Consider the following 18,369-nt stretch of genomic DNA (forward strand, 5'->3'; position numbering starts at 1 on the left):
TTGAGTAGCGAATAAACTTAACGCTCTTCAACCATACTTTTTAAAGCGTTGTTCATACTATTAAAACCATTTTTCACGTCGGTATGTATCTTTTTCTTAAATAAAAGAATCAAAATCCCATTAAACTTTTCGCTTTGGATAAAAGTAGTGGTACCGTTGTTATTATCTTGAAGGTAGAATCGATGCTCACCATCGAATAACCCTTTAAAAAGTAATTTACCTTTCCATTTTAATTCGATATTGGGATTGGATTCGAGAATTATAGGTTTAAATGTCATAGTTCCAATATTAACTTCGATAGTATTTCCAGTTTGAGGGACACCAACTATTGAAGAAATAAAAGGATTCCAACTAGGGTAGGTTTCAGAATCTAAAAGTACTTTCCAAATTTTTTCAGGAGTTGCTTTGATATGGATAGAAGTTGTGATTTCTGTATGCATAAAAATAGTTTTATGAATACAAATTTCAAGAAGAATACAATTGTTCTACTTGATATAAATCAAGAATTAATTTTTTTACGAATTCTACTTAAAGTTTCAGGTGTCATACCTAGCATTGAAGCTAAGTATTGTAAAGGTACTTCGTTAAATAATATTTTATTTTGATTGAAGAATTTAAGGTAGCGTTCTTCTGTATTTAAAGATAAATGATCAAAAACACGATCTTCTAATGTTGAAAAACAAGAAGAAATAAAATTTTTCTCTACGTTATACCAGTTCGGTATTTTGTTGCTCAGTTGCTTATAATCTTCTTTAGAAATGGTATATAAAGTACAATCTGTTAAAGCTTGCATATTCCAGCGTGATCTTTGATCAAAAAAGAAACTATGTAAGTCTGTAATAAAATAACTACTAGTAGTAATCCATTGTGTAACTTCTTTGTCTTTTACATTTGCAAAAACACGAATATATCCATGTTCAACAAAGCTTAATTTTTTACAATATTGCTTTTTTTTAACAAAATAACTGTCCTTATTTAATTGATGTCTTAAAAATAAATGTTCAATAGCTTTAAATTCATCAGAAGTAATTCCAAAATAAGATCGAAGCTGTTGTTGTAAAGAAAGCATATACGAAATTAGGTTAATCGATAGTTAAAGCTAAAAATATTTTTTCACACATAAAAAAGCTATCTAAAAAGTTTCAATATTATCAATTTGAAATAAGAATAAATTGATGAAAAATTATCTTTCAGATAGCCTTGTTAATCTATTTAATTTAGAAAAATTAATTTTCAGAATATGTAATCGCTGCTTTAATAAAGCTTAAGAATAAAGGATGCGGATTTAAAACTGTGCTCTTATATTCTGGATGGTATTGTACTCCAACAAACCAAGGATGATTTGGGATTTCAACAACTTCTACCAATCCTGTTTTAGGATTTATACCAGTTGCCTTCATACCTGCAGCTTCAATTTGCTCTTTGTAGTCACTATTAAATTCATACCTATGGCGATGTCTTTCACTTATTGCAAGAGAATTATAAGCTTCAAAAGCTTTAGAATTTTTAATCAATTCACAATCCCATGCTCCTAAACGCATCGTACCTCCCATGTTGGTAATATCTTTCTGCTCTTCCATTAAATTAATCACAGGAGCAGAAGTTTCTTCATTCATTTCAGTTGAATTTGCATCAGATAAATTTAATACGTTTCTAGCGAATTCAATAACTGCCATTTGCATTCCTAAACAAATTCCTAAGAAAGGAATGTTATTTTCTCTAGCATATTTAACAGCTTCAATTTTACCTTCAATTCCACGTTCACCAAAACCAGGAGCAACTAACATACCATTTAAACCTTCTAAATGTTCTTTAATATTATCTACTGATAATTCTTCAGAATGAATCCAACGAACATTTACTTTAGCTTCATGAGTAGAGCCAGCATGAATAAATGCTTCTGTAATCGATTTATAAGAATCGTGTAACTCAACATATTTTCCAATCAGTCCAATTTCTAAAGTGCGCTTTGGATTTTTATACTTTTTAACGAAGCAATTCCAATCAACAAGTTCTGGTTGTTTTTCTGTAGAAAGATTTAATTTATTTAACACTACACGATCTAAACCTTCTTCAAACATTAAATTAGGAACATCATATATTGTTTCAGCATCTAAAGATTGAATCACATCTTCTTTCTTTACATTACAAAACAAAGCAAGTTTTCTCTTTATGTCTTCAGAAATTTCATGTTCAGATCTACATACTAAGATATTCGGACCGATACCACTTTGCATCAACATTTTTACAGAGTGTTGTGTTGGCTTAGTCTTTAATTCACCTGCTGCAGCTAAATAAGGAACTAAAGTTAAGTGAATAACAATGGCATTGTCTTCACCAAGTTCCCACTGTAATTGACGAACAGCTTCTATGTAAGGTAATGATTCAATATCACCAACAGTTCCACCAATTTCGGTAATTACGATATCATAATCACCAGTATTTCCTAAAATCTTAATACGGTGTTTAATTTCATCAGTAATATGAGGAATAACTTGAACTGTTTTTCCTAAGAAATCTCCTCTTCTTTCTTTATTTATTACAGACTGATATATTCTACCAGTTGTAACATTATTAGCTTGTGAAGTAGGAATGTTTAAAAAGCGCTCGTAGTGACCTAAATCTAAGTCCGTTTCTGCACCGTCATCTGTAACATAGCATTCCCCATGTTCATATGGGTTCAAAGTACCTGGATCTATATTAATATAAGGATCTAGTTTTTGAATTGTAACAGAGTATCCACGTTCTTGAAGTAACTTAGCTAAAGAAGCTGCAATAATTCCTTTACCAAGTGACGAAGTTACACCACCTGTTACGAATACATATTTAGTGTTGTTCATGTAGTATTAGGTTTGCGCAAAAGTAATAACAATGATAGATTTTGCAACGAAAAAGTGTAAAAAAATGTGTGAAAATCAATCTAAAAAAAATATTCTAAAAAAAAACTTTTTAAGATTTGTCAGAACGAAAAACTGTTGTATATTTGCCCACGCTTTTAGCAGTCGAATTTCACTATTAGCAAAAGATAAGTTTAGAAAAATTTTAAGATTTATTTAAAATGAGTAAGAGAACCTACCAACCATCAAAAAGAAAGAGAAGAAACAAACACGGTTTCCGCGAAAGAATGGCTTCTGCTAATGGTAGAAAAGTATTAGCTAGAAGAAGAGCAAAAGGAAGAAAAAAATTATCAGTTTCATCTGAAACGAGACCAAAGAAATAATGATTGTTATTCAATTATATAGAGGTGTTACTTTTTATTAGTAACACCTTTTTTTATACCTAATCAATTTTATATTTTTACATAAACAACACAATACAACACAAATGCCTAAGAGAGAAGAACTAAAATCGATTTTAATTATTGGATCTGGACCGATTGTAATCGGACAAGCATGTGAATTTGACTATTCAGGGTCGCAAGCGTTACGTTCGTTACGAGAAGATGGAATTGAAACGATATTAATCAATTCTAATCCTGCAACGATAATGACTGATCCTTCAATGGCGGATCACGTTTACTTATTGCCTCTTAATACTCGTTCTATAATCAAAATTTTAAAAGAACATCCACAAATAGATGCAGTTTTACCAACTATGGGAGGTCAAACAGCATTAAACTTATGTATCGAGGCTGATGAAAAAGGTATTTGGGAAGATTTTGGAGTAGAGATTATCGGAGTAGATATTGATGCTATTAATATTACAGAAGATAGAGAGAAATTCAGAGAGTTAATGGGAACTATCGATGTACCGATGGCACCACAAGCTACAGCTACTTCATATTTAAAAGGTAAAGAAATTGCTCAAGAGTTTGGTTTTCCATTATGTATTAGAGCATCTTTTACATTAGGTGGAGCAGGAGCTTCTATCGTATATAATGAAGAAGAGTTTGAAAAATCATTAACTAGAGGTTTAGAGATTTCTCCAATCCACGAAGTTATGATTGATAAAGCTATGATGGGATGGAAAGAGTACGAGTTAGAATTACTTCGTGATGATAACGATAATGTTGTTATTATCTGTTCTATTGAAAATATGGATCCAATGGGAATTCATACTGGTGATTCTATCACAGTTGCTCCAGCAATGACATTATCTGATAAAACATATCAGAAAATGCGTGATATGGCAATTAAAATGATGCGTAGTATTGGTGAATTTGCTGGTGGATGTAATGTTCAGTTCGCAGTTTCTCCAGATGAGAAAGAAGATATCATTGCAATTGAAATTAATCCACGTGTATCTCGTTCTTCTGCTTTAGCAAGTAAGGCAACAGGATATCCAATTGCTAAAATTGCTTCTAAATTAGCAATCGGTTATACTTTAGATGAATTAGATAATCAAATTACAAAATCTACTTCTGCATTATTTGAACCAACTTTAGATTATGTAATCGTAAAAATTCCTCGTTGGAACTTCGATAAGTTCGAAGGTTCTGATAGAACTTTAGGATTGCAAATGAAAGCAGTAGGAGAAGTAATGGGAATTGGACGTTCGTTCCAAGAAGCGTTACACAAAGCAACTCAATCTTTAGAGATTAAGCGTAACGGTTTAGGAGCAGATGGAAAAGGATATAAAGATTATAACCAAGTAATAGATAAATTAACTCACGCAAGTTGGGATCGTGTTTTTGCAATCTACGATGCTATTGCTATGGGAATTCCTTTAAGTAAGATTTACGATATCACTAAGATTGATATGTGGTATTTAAAACAATACGAAGAGTTATTCCACTTAGAGAAGGAAATTTCTACATATACAATTGATACTTTAGATAGAGAGTTATTACTTGAAGCTAAACAAAAAGGATATGGAGATCGTCAGATCGCTCACATGTTAAACTGTTTAGAAAGTGAAGTATACAAGAAGCGTGAAGATTATAAAATCAAACGTGTTTATAAATTAGTTGATACTTGTGCTGCTGAATTTAAAGCACAAACTCCTTACTACTATTCAACATTCGAGCAAGAGATTGAAACTGCTAATGGAGAACGTTATGTAGCAAATGAGAGTAAAGTATCTGACAAGAAAAAGATTATCGTTTTAGGTTCAGGACCAAACCGTATCGGTCAAGGTATTGAATTCGATTACTGTTGTGTACACGGAGTTTATGCTGCCAAAGAAGCTGGTTACGAAACAATTATGATTAACTGTAACCCAGAAACTGTTTCTACAGATTTTGATACAGCTGATAAGTTATACTTCGAACCTGTTTTCTGGGAGCATATTTACGATATTATTAAACATGAGAAGCCAGAAGGTGTAATTGTTCAGTTAGGTGGGCAAACAGCTTTAAAATTGGCTGAGAAGTTAGATCGTTACGGAATTCCAATTATTGGAACAAGTTACAAAGCGTTAGATTTAGCAGAAGATAGAGGAAGCTTCTCTACATTATTAAAAGAAAATAATATTCCTTATCCTGAATTTGGTGTGGCAGAAAATGCTGATGAGGCATTAAAGTTGGCAGATGAGTTGGATTTTCCAATTTTAGTACGCCCTTCATATGTATTAGGAGGTCAAGGAATGAAAATTGTAATCAATAAAGAAGAGTTATTAGAGCATGTAGTAGATTTATTACGTAAGATTCCAAATAACAAATTATTATTAGATCACTATTTAGAAGGAGCAATTGAAGCAGAGGCTGATGCAATTTGTGATGGAGAAAATGTATACATTATCGGTATTATGGAGCATATAGAGCCATGTGGAATTCACTCTGGAGATTCAAATGCTACATTACCTGCTTTTAACTTAGGTGAGTTAGTATTAGATCAAATAAGAGAGTATACAAAAACAATAGCACTAGCATTAGATACTGTTGGGTTAATTAATATTCAGTTTGCTATTAAAGATGATAAAGTATACATCATTGAAGCAAACCCAAGAGCATCTAGAACTGTTCCGTTTATTGCAAAAGCTTATAAAGAACCTTATGTAAACTATGCTACGAAGGTAATGTTAGGAGATAAAAAAGTGACTGATTTTGATTTTAATCCGCAGTTGGAAGGGTTTGCAATCAAGCAACCAGTATTCTCTTTTAATAAATTTCCAAATGTAAATAAGAATCTAGGACCAGAGATGAAGAGTACAGGAGAGAGCATCTTATTTATAGATAATTTAAGAGACGATGATTTCTACGATTTATATTCTAGAAGAAAAATGTATTTAAGTAAATAATTACTTATAAGTAAATTATAATATAAACCTGAAGAGCAATCTTCAGGTTTTTTTTTGCCTTTTTTAACAGAAAGTTAACTTGTTGTATATGCAACTAAATTAAACCTTAACCGTAATTTTGCATCTTATAAATAGCTTTTATGGGATTAGAAAATACATTAGCACCTTGGTTAGGTAAAACAACGAAAATGATTGACAATCATATTCAAGATATCTTTCATGAGAAAAATATTAAGCTCACGAAAACACAATGGATATTGTTGAAGAAATTAGACGAAAAAGATGGTGTGCCGCAGCAAGAGTTAGCTTTTTTAACAGGAAGAGATAAAACCTCATTAACTCGTTTAATAAATACTATGGAAAAGAAAAGTTTGGTAGCAAGAATCCCATCAAAATTAGATAAGAGAATTAACCATATTTTTTTAACTAAAAAAGGAGAATTATTATTTAAAGAAACATTACCAATTATAGAAGACTTTGCACAGTCATTACAAGAAAATATTTCTGAGGAAGAGATAAAAGCAACAATAAAAGTCATCAAAAAAGTACAAGAAAATTTAATAGCTAAATCAGATAACAGTTGTATTAGCAACTAAATATAAACATGAGAAAACTAATCATATCAATAGGAGTAGGAATATTAATCTTAGCCTTAGCAGTAATTGTATCAAAACGATTTGAAAGTAGTAAAAAGACGCCGAAAAAAAAGGCAACAAAAGTAGAAAAAACCGTTTTTGTTGAATCAGTTAAAAACAGTGAAATTCCAATTAAAATTACTGCAAATGGTAACTTAATAGCAAAAAATAAAGTAGATGTTTATTCTGAAGTTCAGGGAGTTTTACAAACTGCTGGAAAGGATTTTAGAGTAGGAACTTCATATAAAAAAGGACAAACTTTACTAAGAATAAATAATCAAGAGTTTTACGCTTCTATCCAATCTCAAAGAAGTTCTTTACAGAATTTAATAGCTTCTGTAATGCCAGACATTCGTTTAGATTATTCTGAGTCTTTCCAAGCTTGGGATACTTATTTAAAAAGCTTTGATATTAATTCTACCTTAAAGCCATTACCAGAACCAAAGTCAGATAAAGAAAAGTACTTCATTTCAGGTAAGAATATTTATACAACGTTCTATAACATTAAAAATTTAGAAGTTCGTTTAGGAAAATATAATATTAGAGCTCCTTTTAATGGAATTTTAACTGAAGCTTTAGTTACTAATGGAACTTTAGTAAGATCTGGACAAAAAATGGGTGAGTTTATCGATACTTCGGTATTAGAGCTTCCTTTGTCAGTAAGTGCAAGTTTTGCTGATCTTTTAGAGAAAGGAAAAAAAGTAGTTTTATATAATCTTGAAAAAACAAAAACTTGGGAAGGAATAGTAACCAGAATTAATGGAAAGATAGATCAAACTTCACAAACTGTACAGGTTTTTATTGAAGTTAAAGGAAAAGGTTTACGAGAGGGAATGTATTTAGAAGCGAGTGTTGCTACAAAATCTATTCAAGATGCTTTAGAAATCAACAGAAAATTATTGATAGAAAATAAAGCTGTTTATGTAGTTAACAACAATCAATTAGACTTGGTAGATATTAATCCTGTTCATTTTAATGAAAATACAGTTATTATAAAAGGATTAGAAAATGGAATACAGTTAGTTTCTAAGCCTGTTCCAGGAGCTTATGCAGGTATGCCAGTGAAATTATTTTCTAAAGCGAAACAAGAAGTAAAAAAGTAAGGAATGAAGAAAATAATAGCATATTTTATTAAGTATCCTGTTGCGGTAAACATTATCATAATTGCTTTTGTAATTTTAGGATACTTTGGTTTTTCAACTTTAAAATCATCTTTCTTTCCTTTAACAAGAGCAAAGTTTATCAATATTAATGTTGTGTATCCAGGTGCTTCTCCACAAGAAATAGAAGAAGGAGTTGTACTTAAAATTGAAGACAATTTAAAAGGTTTAGTTGGAGTAGATCGAGTTACATCGACATCTTCTGAAAATTCTGCTAGTATTCGAGTAGAAACGCTTAAAGATTACGATATAAATGTAGTCTTAGCAGATGTAAAAAATGCGGTTGATAAAGTTCCGAATTTTCCTACAGGAATGGAACCTCCAGTTGTAGCAAAAGTTGAAAATGTTGCAGAGACCATAAGTTTCGTAGTTACAGGAGATAAAATCCCATTAAAATCATTAAAAGATATTGCAAGAAATATAGAAAATGATATTCGAAGAATTGATGGGATTTCTCAAATAACAGTCTCAGGTTATCCTGCTGAAGAAATAGAAATAGCTGTTCGAGAGAATGATTTAATCGCTTATAATTTAACGTTCAATCAAGTTGCAAATGCTGTTTCTACATCAAATATTTTAACTACAGGAGGTTCTGTAAAAACAGATGCCGAAGAATATTTAATTAGAGCCAATAATAGATCGTACTATGGAGATGAATTAGATAATCTGGTAGTTAGAGCAGATGCTTCTGGAAGAATTATCCGATTAAAAGATGTAGCTACAGTTAGAGATATTTGGAATGAAACCCCAAATAGAAACTATTATAATGGAAATTTAGCGGTAAGAGTACAGGTAAGTAATACAAATAATGAAGATCTTTTAAGTTCAGCTAAGAAAATTAATGAGTACGTAGAAAAGTTTAATGAAGGACACGATACTGTTAAAGTAGAAATTACACGAGATTCTTCCATTACTTTAAACCAACGTACCGAACTATTATTTAAAAATGCTTGGCAGGGAATGTTGTTGGTGATGTTATTTTTATCATTATTCTTACGTCCACGATTAGCATTTTGGGTAGCAGCAGGTTTACCAGTAGCATTCTTTGGAATGTTTATGTTAGCAGGATATTTTAATATCACAATTAATGTATTGTCGTTATTCGGAATGATTATAGTAATTGGAATTCTGGTGGATGATGGAATTGTAATATCCGAGAATATTTATCATCATTTCGAGCAAGGTAAAAATCCAATTCGTGCAGCAATTGATGGAACTATGGAAGTCGTTCCTCCAATTATTTCAGCAATTACAACAACAGTTTTAGCTTTTTCGGTTTTCTTCTTTTTAGATGGTAATATTGGAGAGTTCTTTGGGGAAGTAGCAACAGTTGTAGCGCTTACATTAATTCTTTCTTTGGTAGAAGCATTAATAATTCTTCCTGCTCACGTAGCGCATTCTAAATCATTAGATAGAAATCAAAAATTATATACATTAAACAAATACGCAGAAATCGCTATGGATTTTATGCGTGATAATATTTATGCACCAGCATTAAAATTTGTTTTAAATTATAAAGTAATAGGTTTAGTAATTCCTTTTGCATTATTATTAATTACTACAGGTGCATTTAAAGGTGGTATTATTAGAGGAACATTTTTTCCGTCTATAGCAAGTGATCGTGTTTCAGTAAATCTAACAATGCCTCAAGGAACTAATGAGAAAATTACAGATAGTATTATTTCTGTTGTTGAGGCTAAAGTTTGGGAAGTAGAGAAAGAGTTTACAGAAAAATATGGAGTTGATGGAGAACCAGTTGTAGAAAATATATTAAAACAAATTGGTCCAGGTTCTGCTCAAGCTTCTCTGCGAATCAATTTATTACCAGGTGAAGAAAGAACTTTTAGCTCTAGAGAAATCACAAATGTAATTCGTGATAGAGTAGGAGATGTTTATGGAGTAGAATCTTTAACCTTTGGTTCAGGAGGAAATTTTGGAGGAAGTCCGGTTTCTGTTTCTTTATTAAGTAATAATATAAAAGAACTAAAAGCAGCTAAATTAGAGCTGAAAGAAGAACTGAAAAAAAATCAGGAATTAAAAGATGTTACTGATAATGATCCGCAAGGTATTAAAGAAATTAAGATTCAATTAAAAGACAACGCATATCTCTTAGGTTTGAATTTAAATGAAGTAATGTCTCAAATTAGAAGTGGTTTCTTTGGTAGACAAGCACAACGTTTTCAAAGAGGACAAGATGAAATTAAAGTTTGGGTGCGTTACGATAAGAAAGAACGTTCATCTATTAAAAATTTAGATGAAATGCGAATCGCAACTCCTTCAGGGAATAGAGTTCCTTTAGCTGAAATAGCGACTTATGAGATTGAAAGAGGAGAAATTTCAATAAATCATCTTGAAGGACAGCGAGAGATTAAGGTAGAAGCAGACATGAAAGATGCACAAGCGAGTGCAACAGACGCTCTAACAGATATTCAAGAACGAATAATGCCAGAAATCACTGCAAAATATCCATCAGTAACTGCTTTATATGAAGGTCAAAATAGAGAAGCGTCAAAAGTTTCAGGGTCAGCAGCAGTTGTAGGACCAGTTATTTTACTGTTAATTTACATTGTTATTGTATTTACATTCCGTTCTTACGGACAACCTTTTATGTTATTAATAATGGTTCCTTTTAGTTTAATTGGAGTTGCTTGGGGACATTATTTTCATGGTTTCGCAGTGAATATTTTATCTCTTTTAGGTATCATTGCTTTAATCGGTATTATGGTAAATGACGGTTTAGTGTTGATTAGTAAATTCAACAGTTATTTAAAAGAAGGATTAAAATATGAAGAGGCTTTATTTGCAGCTGGAAAATCGAGATTTAGAGCAATTTTCTTAACGACAATTACTACAGTAGCTGGATTAGCACCTTTAATTTTTGAAGAAAGTAGACAAGCTCAGTTTTTAATTCCTATGGCAATTTCTATTGCGTATGGAATTGTAATAGCAACTTTCTTAACATTACTAACATTACCAGTTTTACTTTCAATTTCTAATTATGCAAAAGTATACGTAAAATGGTTCTGGGAAGGGAAAAAACCAAGTAGAGAAGAGGTTGAAAGAGCTATCAAAGAATTAAAATCAGAAAGTGAAGAAATTAGCATAAAAGATATATAGATGAGAAATAAAATAGGAATCATATTAGGATTTTTACTAACGGGTTATTCTTTTCATGCTCAAGAATTATTAAGTAAAGAAAAGGCGGTAGAATTAACGTTAGAAAATAATTACGATATACGAATTACTAAGAATAATTTAGAAGCAGCTAAAAACAATAAAAGTATTTACAATAGTGGTTATTTACCTACTGTTACTGGAAATGCTGGAGCAAATTATACAAATAATGACACAGATCTTGAATTTCAAGATGGTACTATTAATTCTGTTACTGGAGCAGAATCTAAATCGTATAATGCTTCGGTTGGATTAAACTATACGCTTTTTAACGGGTTTAATAGAAAGAATACCTTTAAAAGGTTAAAAGAAAGTTATAATCTAACCGAATTACAAGCGCGTCAAGTAATGGAAAATACATTAATTACTTTGTTTATAGCATACTATGAAGTTGGAAGGTTAACAGAAAATGAAAGCACTCAAAAACAAGCGTTAACTATATCAAAAGAGCGTTTAAAAAGAGCCAAGTACAGTTTTGATTATGGACAAAGTACAAAACTTGAAGTTTTAAATGCTGAAGTTGATGTAAATAACGATAGTATAACTTATATCGATGTAAGAAGACAATTAAATAATGCTAAGCGAGATTTAAATGTTGTTTTAGGTAGAAAAGTAAATACTCCTGTTACTGTAGATACTAATGTTTTGTATAGTGAAGATTTGGTGTTAAATTCTATTTTATCACAAGCTAATGCTAATAATGCTAATTTATTGCAATCTCAAAAGAATATAGAGCTAAGTAAGTTAGATGTAAAAATTAACCAATCAGGTTGGATGCCAAACGTGAGTTTAACTAGTTCTTATGCTTGGAATAAAAGTAATAGTGATGCAACAAATGCATTTAGTCCAATTAGTAATACTAGAACAGGTTTAAATGCAGGTGTAAATTTATCTTGGAATATATTCGATGGAGGTAGAACGAAGACAAACGTAACTAATGCAAGAATAGCTTTAGATACACAAGAGATTCGTAAAAATCAATTAGAAGAACAATTAGAAAGAGATGTAAATAATGCCTGGGAAACTTATCAAAACAGTTTGTTTTCACTTAAGGTTCAAGAGCAAAATGTTCAAACTAATAAATTGAATTTCGAGCGTTCAAATGAACGATATAAACTAGGTCAAATATCTTCAATAGATTTTCGACAAGCACAAATTAATCTTATAAACGCTGAGCTTAATAGAAACAATGCGAAATATGTGGCTAAAAATGCAGAACTTCAGTTGTTACAATTAGCTGGAAGTTTACTTGATAATAATAATTTTTAACTTTTCTATATAGTTAAATGTACAACAAAAAAAATCCGAAGTTAACAACTTCGGATTTTTTGGCATTAATACTTTACCCTTCAATTAAAAGAAACCGCCGCCACCTTGTTTCTCGTTGCTATCTCTTCGTCTTCTAGATTTCGCTTTATTTTTTCCACCGCCAAATCTGTAGTTGAATCCAATATATGCTGTTCTACTTTCCCATTTAAATCTTCCATTCTGAACAAATGGATTACTAGATTGGAATTGGAATTGCATTGTGTTAAAAATATCGTTAACTCTAAAAGTTACATTTCCTTTTCCTTTAAATACAGTATAATTAGCTCCTAAATTCACCATTTTCATAGGATCTGTTTTCCATTGAATATCTTCTTGAGCACCACGGTACATAGCGAATAATTGTAAACGTAATCGTTTAGATACTGTAAAACTATTACTAATTCTTGCGTTAAATACTTCGTTTTGTACTTCTAATCTTGATGCATTAGGATCGTTTAAATCGGTAACACCAAATTGCTTTTGAGAATAGAAATCTGCACTAGCATTAGCTCTCCACCAGTTTGCAATTTTATAATTTGCAGAAAGTTCAATTCCATATGCGTCTGTATCTTCAAAGTTTTGGAATGTTAAAATCTGACGTACATCTGAAACATCTGTAGGATCTTTAAATGTAACTCTAGAGATTACATCATTAATATTTCTATAGAATGTTCCTAAAGTAATAGATCCGCCTTTAATTCTACGTGTATAGTTAACCTCAAGAGAGTTTGTAAACTGTGGAACTAAGTTTTCATTACCAATTGAAGTAATTAATGGCGTACTCCATTCTCGAATCGGATTTAATTGTTGTATGCTTGGTCGATCAACTCTTCTACTATAACTTAATTGAAATTGATTCTTTTCTGATGGATTATACGTAAAGAAAGCAGACGGATAAACAGAGAAAATATCATCTGTAACTACTTCTGTTCTTAATACTGAGTTATCATCTAATCCTGTAAAGTTTCCTACGATTTCATATTGTTCTAAACGAGCTCCTAACTGCATCGTAAGTTTTCCGAATTGATGTCCGTAATTCACATAACCAGAATATATTTTTCTGTCGTATGTAAAACTAGAATTTCCGATAGGAGTAGTACCTGTAATAGTATTTCCAGTAATTACATGTCTTTCTTGGTTTGTAATGTTTGTATTATCAGTTTTGTTACTTCTATATTCTAATCCAATTTCTAATTTTCCTTTTTTAGAAATAGGATTTGTATAATCTAAGTTCATCAAGATGTTTTCACCTTCATTATTAATATCGTTGAAGTAATTCAATAATCGATAATCTCTGTCAGTTGGATTTAATAATAAATCAGAGTTTGTTAAAAATGTTGGATTATCGTTTAACGAATATGTAGATTCAAACTCGATGTTATGTCCTTTGTCATTAAAATCGTGCTTATAATTTACATTGTAAGTTTGATTATGACTACTTGGATCTTGTGTGTTTGGTGAATTACTAATTAATGTATTGGTGTTATCAGTAATTAATACACGACCATTTGCAAAATTGTTAGCCCAATTTTGTGTTGTGTAAAATGAAAATGTGTTTTTATCATCGATATACACATCAGCTCCGATTTTGAACAAATGAGATTCATTATCGTTTTTGAAAAGAAAATCTTGCAAGTTTACATTATCTCTATTTACAAAACCAAAGTTAAATTGCTTTCCTCCATTGAATCCATAATTACCAAAGAAGTTTACTTTTCCAGTTTTATAATTCATGTTTGTAGAAGCATTATATCGAACATAATGTCCAGCTTCAACTCCAGTATTTAAAGAACCATTAAAACCAATATTTGCATTTTTATTTAAAACAATATTGATGATTCCGCTCATTCCTTCAGGATTATATTTTGCAGAAGGATTTGTGATTAATTCTACACTTTTTATAGAAGAAGAAGGTAATTGTCTTAATAATTGTGCTACAGGAACATTTGTTGGTCTCCCGTCTACTAAAACTCTAACATTCTCGTTACCTCGTAAACTGATATTTCCAGTTTGACTGTCTACATTTACAGATTGTACGTTATTTAATAGTTCAGAAGCTGTTGCACCAGCAGAAGTTAAATCTTTACCAACATTAATAACTTTTCTATCTACTTTCTGAACTACAGTAGACGTTTCTGCTCTAACTTCTACTTCATCTAATGTTGTAGCATCTTCCTCTAAAGATATAGTCCCTAGTTTTATATTTCTATTTCCTTTTTGTATTGTAATTTCTTTGCTTATAGTTTTGTAACCAATAAATTGGATCTCTACAATATTTTTTCCTTCAGGAATTTTAGGAACATTAAATATTCCTTTTTCATCTGTAATTCCTCCCGTAATTACTTTTTTAGCAGTATCTCTAATAATAATATTTACATATGGTAATGGTTCTTGTGTTGTTTTGTCTATTACCTTTCCAGATACTTTTCCTGGTTTAGGTAAATATTCTTTTTTCATTTGAGAAAATGAAAATGTGCTTATTAAAATAACAAATAAGCATAGTACTTTTTGCATTGTTGTAATCTTTTAGTTGTTATACCGACTAGACATTTGGGTGAGAAAATTGTTACCTAAAAACTCCCTTTTAAGTTTTATTTAACTTAAATTAACAACTAGCAAACCTTACTTTAATTTGTTGTGTTGATAAACAGTTTTTTAGGTTTTATTGTTTTTATTTTTTAGAATTAAAAGAGTTGAAACAAGCAAATTGTCATTTTAATAATAAAATTATAGGTATGAACAATTGTTTGGTGTAAAATTAAATCTAGTGTTAAAACTGAATATTATATGTAGGGTTTTTTCTATGTGTGTTGTATTGTACTAAACTATAATATTATAACAAAAATGCGTACAAATACTAAAAGTAATAGTTTCTTACAAAAGCAATATATTCAATTCAAAACTCAGTCAACTTTCTTTACAATAACAAAAATAGGCTTACTAATAGTAGCATTAGTCATTACTTCATGTAGTAAAGATGAGGATGTAAATATTAATCAGAATTGCGCTGAGGTTTCATTAAAAGTAAAAGAAAATGAAATTGACAAAACAAAAGTTACCGTTGAGGCAACTTCATCAATTACAGATGGATCAGTTTACTCATGGAAAGTTACAGATAAAAATGGAAGTAAAGAAGTGAACGGTAATGCCTATGGAAGTATTTCTTGGGAATTAGAAGAAGGAGAAACTAAGTTTTGTGTTACTGTAAAAACTGCAGATTGTAATGAAGATATTGAAGAATGTATTACCTATAATTTTTCATGTGAAAATAAAAATGAAGTAATTACTTCTAGGCCTAATAAAGAAATTTCTAAGCCAGCTTTCAAAAATGGATACATGTACTATGCTGAACAAAATCCTGGGATTTTAGGGGTTTCTAAATTAGCAATTTATAAGTTAAACCTTTTGGATAAAAACGCTACACCTGTAAAACTTATAGATATTCAGAATGATATTTTTGGGAAGGCTATAGATTTAGTATTTAAAGATGATTTTCTTTATATTTCTGTGTCTAAATTTATTACATTTTCTAAAGTTTTTAAAATGGATACGAGTTTAGCTAATCCAAAATTAATTGAGGTATTAAATTTCAGACCAAAAGCGATTTTAGGAATGTCAATACAAGGAAATGATATGTATGCTGTAGGTGATATAAGACCAGGATTGTTAAAGTTTGATGTAACAAAACCAAGTTTAACACCAATGGAATTAACTACTATCGGTAAAAAAGACCCTTTTGAGGAAAGAACTATAATTTATGATATGGCACGTAAAGCTAATGAGCTTTATTTATTAGGGACAATCGATAGAGTAAAATTTCATGTGATTAAAATTGATTTGGATGATCCTAATTTAGAACAGAAAATAATTGTTAAGAATATCGATCGTGTGGATAAGATTGAATTGTATAATGACGATTTATATCTTCTTTTTCCTAGAAAAAATAATAATGGTGACTGGGTAGATAGTTGGATTGGTAAATTAAATACCTTAGAAAGTTCTCCTTCAATTAAAAAAGTGAATAAAGAGTTTGGTTTTAGAATGAATGATATCGCATTTGATAAAGATTTTATATATATAACGATAAACGATTATATTAAATCTCAAAATGAAATAGTCAAAGTTTCTATTTGTTCATTATAATTATAAAAAAATCCTCAATATCTAATTAGGTGTTGAGGTTTTTTGTAGCAATAAAATTTTAGTTTACTTAAAGAATTACATAGTTTTACTAGATATATAGTGTAATTCTAAAAATTATTAAATTAAAATTTAAAAATTGAAAAATAAAACAACATTAGTTATTGGAGCTTCGGTAAAACCTGAGCGATATTCAAATAAAGCAATAAAAAGATTAAGAAGTAAAACTATTGATGTAAAAGCTATCGGATTAAGAGCAGGAACTGTTTTAGATGTTGCTATTGATACTGAATTGAAGCTTTATAAAGATATACATACAGTAACATTATATTTAAATCCGTCAAGACAAAAACAGTACTATGATTATATCATTGGTTTACAGCCAAAACGTGTAATTTTTAATCCAGGAACAGAAAATTTTGAATTCATAAAACTATTACAAAAAGAAAATATAGAGACAGAAGTATCGTGTACTTTGGTCTTATTAGGAACTGGTCAGTATTAATTGACAAGTTCCTTACAAGCTTTTGTAGTAGTATATTTTTTACCAACTTCACCTAATTCAACATTATTAAAAACGTTTTCAGCTTCTTCTTTAAAGCATGTCACATCTGAATAACGACTTGAATAATGTCCTAAGATTAATTTACCAGCATTAGCTTCTTTAGCAATGGTGGCAGCTTGTTCTGCAGTAGAATGCTTAGTACGCTCACAAAGATGTTCTAATTCTTTTAAAAATGTTGATTCATGATATAATAAATCAACATTTTTTATAATCGGAATAATATCTGGTTTAAAAGTAGTATCGCTACAATATGCGTAGCTTTTTGGAGTTTCTGGGGATACTGTTAATTCGTCGTTAGGAATAATTTCCCCTGAACTTAAAATGAAATCTTTACCAGCTTTTAAGTTGTGGTAATCACAAATTTCTATTTCATCGTATTGTTTAATATTGTCTAAATGTAAATGTCTTGCTTTAGGTTTTTCAGTAAATAAAAAACCATTAGTATATACTCTATGATTAAGAGGTATTGTTCTTACAGAAACTTTATCATCTTCAAAAATTAATTCACTTTTTTTAGATGTTAATTCATGAAAAACAATACTATATCTTACATGAGACATGGAAAGTTTTAGTTGTAATCGAGTTACTTCTTCAATTCCTTTAGGACCATAAATATGTAATTCTTTCTCCCGGTTTAAAATACCAAAGGTTGATATTAATCCTATTAAACCAAAAAAATGATCTCCATGCAAATGAGAAATGAATATATGATTGATTTTAGAAAAACCAACTTTATATTTTCTCATTTGTCTTTGCGTACCTTCACCACAGTCAATTAAAAAATGACGGTTATTAATCTCAAGATATTGAGAAGTAGGGTAGGCGTTTACTCTTGGTGTGGCAGAGTGACATCCTAAAATTGTTAACTGTAAACTCATTTAATCACAAAACGTTTCGACATTAATTCATTGTTCGTTTGAATAGCGTAGATATAAATACCAGATTTTAAATTATTTCTATCAAAATGAATCGTGTTTTTGCCTTTATGTGCAACGATTTTTTTGAAAAAAACAGTTTTACCTAATACGTTTTTTACACTAATAATAACTTTTTGTTTGTTAGTTGAGTTAAAAGATATGTTGGTTATTGAGTTGTATGAATTTTGAGATGCTACCAATTTATTCACAGTTTTTTCTTGTGAAAAAGTAACAGCAAAACAAGCCATACAAAGAATTAAAAGTAGTTTTCTTATCATAATTGGGGATTATAA

The 18,369-nt window shown here is 30.2% G+C and carries 14 protein-coding genes; 8 read left to right on the plus strand and 6 right to left on the minus strand.

Translation table 11 applies throughout. The features are described 5' to 3' along the window. Positions 1–17 precede the first annotated feature (17 nt). The 3 genes from Q1A46_RS13700 to Q1A46_RS13710 all read right to left on the minus strand — a co-directional run bounded on the left by Q1A46_RS13700 (position 18) and on the right by Q1A46_RS13710 (position 2,840). Positions 18–440, minus strand: coding sequence for an SRPBCC domain-containing protein (locus tag Q1A46_RS13700; protein WP_299679709.1), 423 nt, complete (start codon positions 438–440; stop codon positions 18–20). Between the two features lie 59 nt (positions 441–499). Continuing rightward, a complete protein-coding gene (locus Q1A46_RS13705; protein ID WP_299679712.1) occupies positions 500–1,069 on the minus strand; it encodes a Crp/Fnr family transcriptional regulator in 570 nt (189 codons plus the stop codon). A 157-nt stretch (positions 1,070–1,226) separates the two neighbouring features. Next, positions 1,227–2,840, minus strand: a complete 1,614-nt coding sequence (locus tag Q1A46_RS13710) for a CTP synthase (RefSeq protein ID WP_299679715.1) — start codon at positions 2,838–2,840, stop codon at positions 1,227–1,229. Positions 2,841–3,058: 218 nt separating this feature from the next. Here Q1A46_RS13710 and rpmH point away from each other — a divergent pair, with 218 nt between their 5' ends. The 6 genes from rpmH (at position 3,059) to Q1A46_RS13740 (ending at position 12,415) form a co-directional block, all read left to right on the plus strand. Further along, on the plus strand, positions 3,059–3,220 hold the full coding sequence (rpmH, locus tag Q1A46_RS13715; protein WP_095072834.1) for a 50S ribosomal protein L34: 162 nt from the start codon (positions 3,059–3,061) through the stop codon (positions 3,218–3,220). Positions 3,221–3,324: 104 nt separating this feature from the next. Further along, a complete protein-coding gene (gene carB / locus Q1A46_RS13720) occupies positions 3,325–6,177 on the plus strand; it encodes a carbamoyl-phosphate synthase large subunit (RefSeq protein WP_299679718.1) in 2,853 nt (950 codons plus the stop codon). Positions 6,178–6,317: 140 nt separating this feature from the next. Further along, positions 6,318–6,773, plus strand: coding sequence for a MarR family winged helix-turn-helix transcriptional regulator (locus Q1A46_RS13725; protein ID WP_299679721.1), 456 nt, complete (start codon positions 6,318–6,320; stop codon positions 6,771–6,773). Positions 6,774–6,781: 8 nt separating this feature from the next. Next, the gene (locus Q1A46_RS13730) at positions 6,782–7,915 is read left to right on the plus strand and encodes an efflux RND transporter periplasmic adaptor subunit (protein WP_299679724.1); all 1,134 of its coding nucleotides are present in this window, start codon (positions 6,782–6,784) and stop codon (positions 7,913–7,915) included. A gap of 3 nt (positions 7,916–7,918) precedes the next feature. Beyond that, positions 7,919–11,089: an efflux RND transporter permease subunit gene (locus tag Q1A46_RS13735; protein ID WP_299679727.1), complete on the plus strand. Its 3,171-nt coding sequence runs from the start codon at positions 7,919–7,921 to the stop codon at positions 11,087–11,089. After that, entirely contained in the window at positions 11,090–12,415 is a 1,326-nt protein-coding gene (locus Q1A46_RS13740) for a TolC family protein (protein WP_299679730.1), read from the plus strand. A gap of 84 nt (positions 12,416–12,499) precedes the next feature. Here Q1A46_RS13740 and Q1A46_RS13745 read toward each other — a convergent pair whose 3' ends face one another. After that, positions 12,500–14,968 carry an outer membrane beta-barrel family protein gene (locus Q1A46_RS13745; RefSeq protein ID WP_299679733.1) on the minus strand — a complete coding sequence of 823 codons (2,469 nt, stop codon included), beginning with the start codon at positions 14,966–14,968 and terminating at the stop codon, positions 12,500–12,502. Positions 14,969–15,298: 330 nt separating this feature from the next. Between Q1A46_RS13745 and Q1A46_RS13750 the strand changes: the two genes are divergently transcribed. Together Q1A46_RS13750 and Q1A46_RS13755 are read left to right on the plus strand one after the other, a co-directional pair. After that, positions 15,299–16,597: a hypothetical protein gene (locus Q1A46_RS13750; protein ID WP_299679735.1), complete on the plus strand. Its 1,299-nt coding sequence runs from the start codon at positions 15,299–15,301 to the stop codon at positions 16,595–16,597. Positions 16,598–16,733: 136 nt separating this feature from the next. Further along, positions 16,734–17,099: a CoA-binding protein gene (locus tag Q1A46_RS13755; RefSeq protein ID WP_299679738.1), complete on the plus strand. Its 366-nt coding sequence runs from the start codon at positions 16,734–16,736 to the stop codon at positions 17,097–17,099. Here Q1A46_RS13755 and Q1A46_RS13760 read toward each other — a convergent pair. Together Q1A46_RS13760 and Q1A46_RS13765 are read right to left on the minus strand one after the other, a co-directional pair. After that, complete coding sequence (locus Q1A46_RS13760; protein ID WP_299679741.1) at positions 17,096–18,037, minus strand: ribonuclease Z; 942 nt, start codon at positions 18,035–18,037, stop codon at positions 17,096–17,098. The two genes, Q1A46_RS13755 and Q1A46_RS13760, sit on opposite strands and share 4 nt — an antisense overlap. Beyond that, entirely contained in the window at positions 18,034–18,354 is a 321-nt protein-coding gene (locus tag Q1A46_RS13765; protein WP_299679744.1) for a T9SS type A sorting domain-containing protein, read from the minus strand. The genes Q1A46_RS13760 and Q1A46_RS13765 overlap by 4 nt, the downstream gene beginning before the upstream one ends. Positions 18,355–18,369 lie beyond the last annotated feature (15 nt).

The sequence above is a fragment of the uncultured Tenacibaculum sp. genome (genome assembly GCF_947502995.1).
Classification (GTDB): domain Bacteria; phylum Bacteroidota; class Bacteroidia; order Flavobacteriales; family Flavobacteriaceae; genus Polaribacter.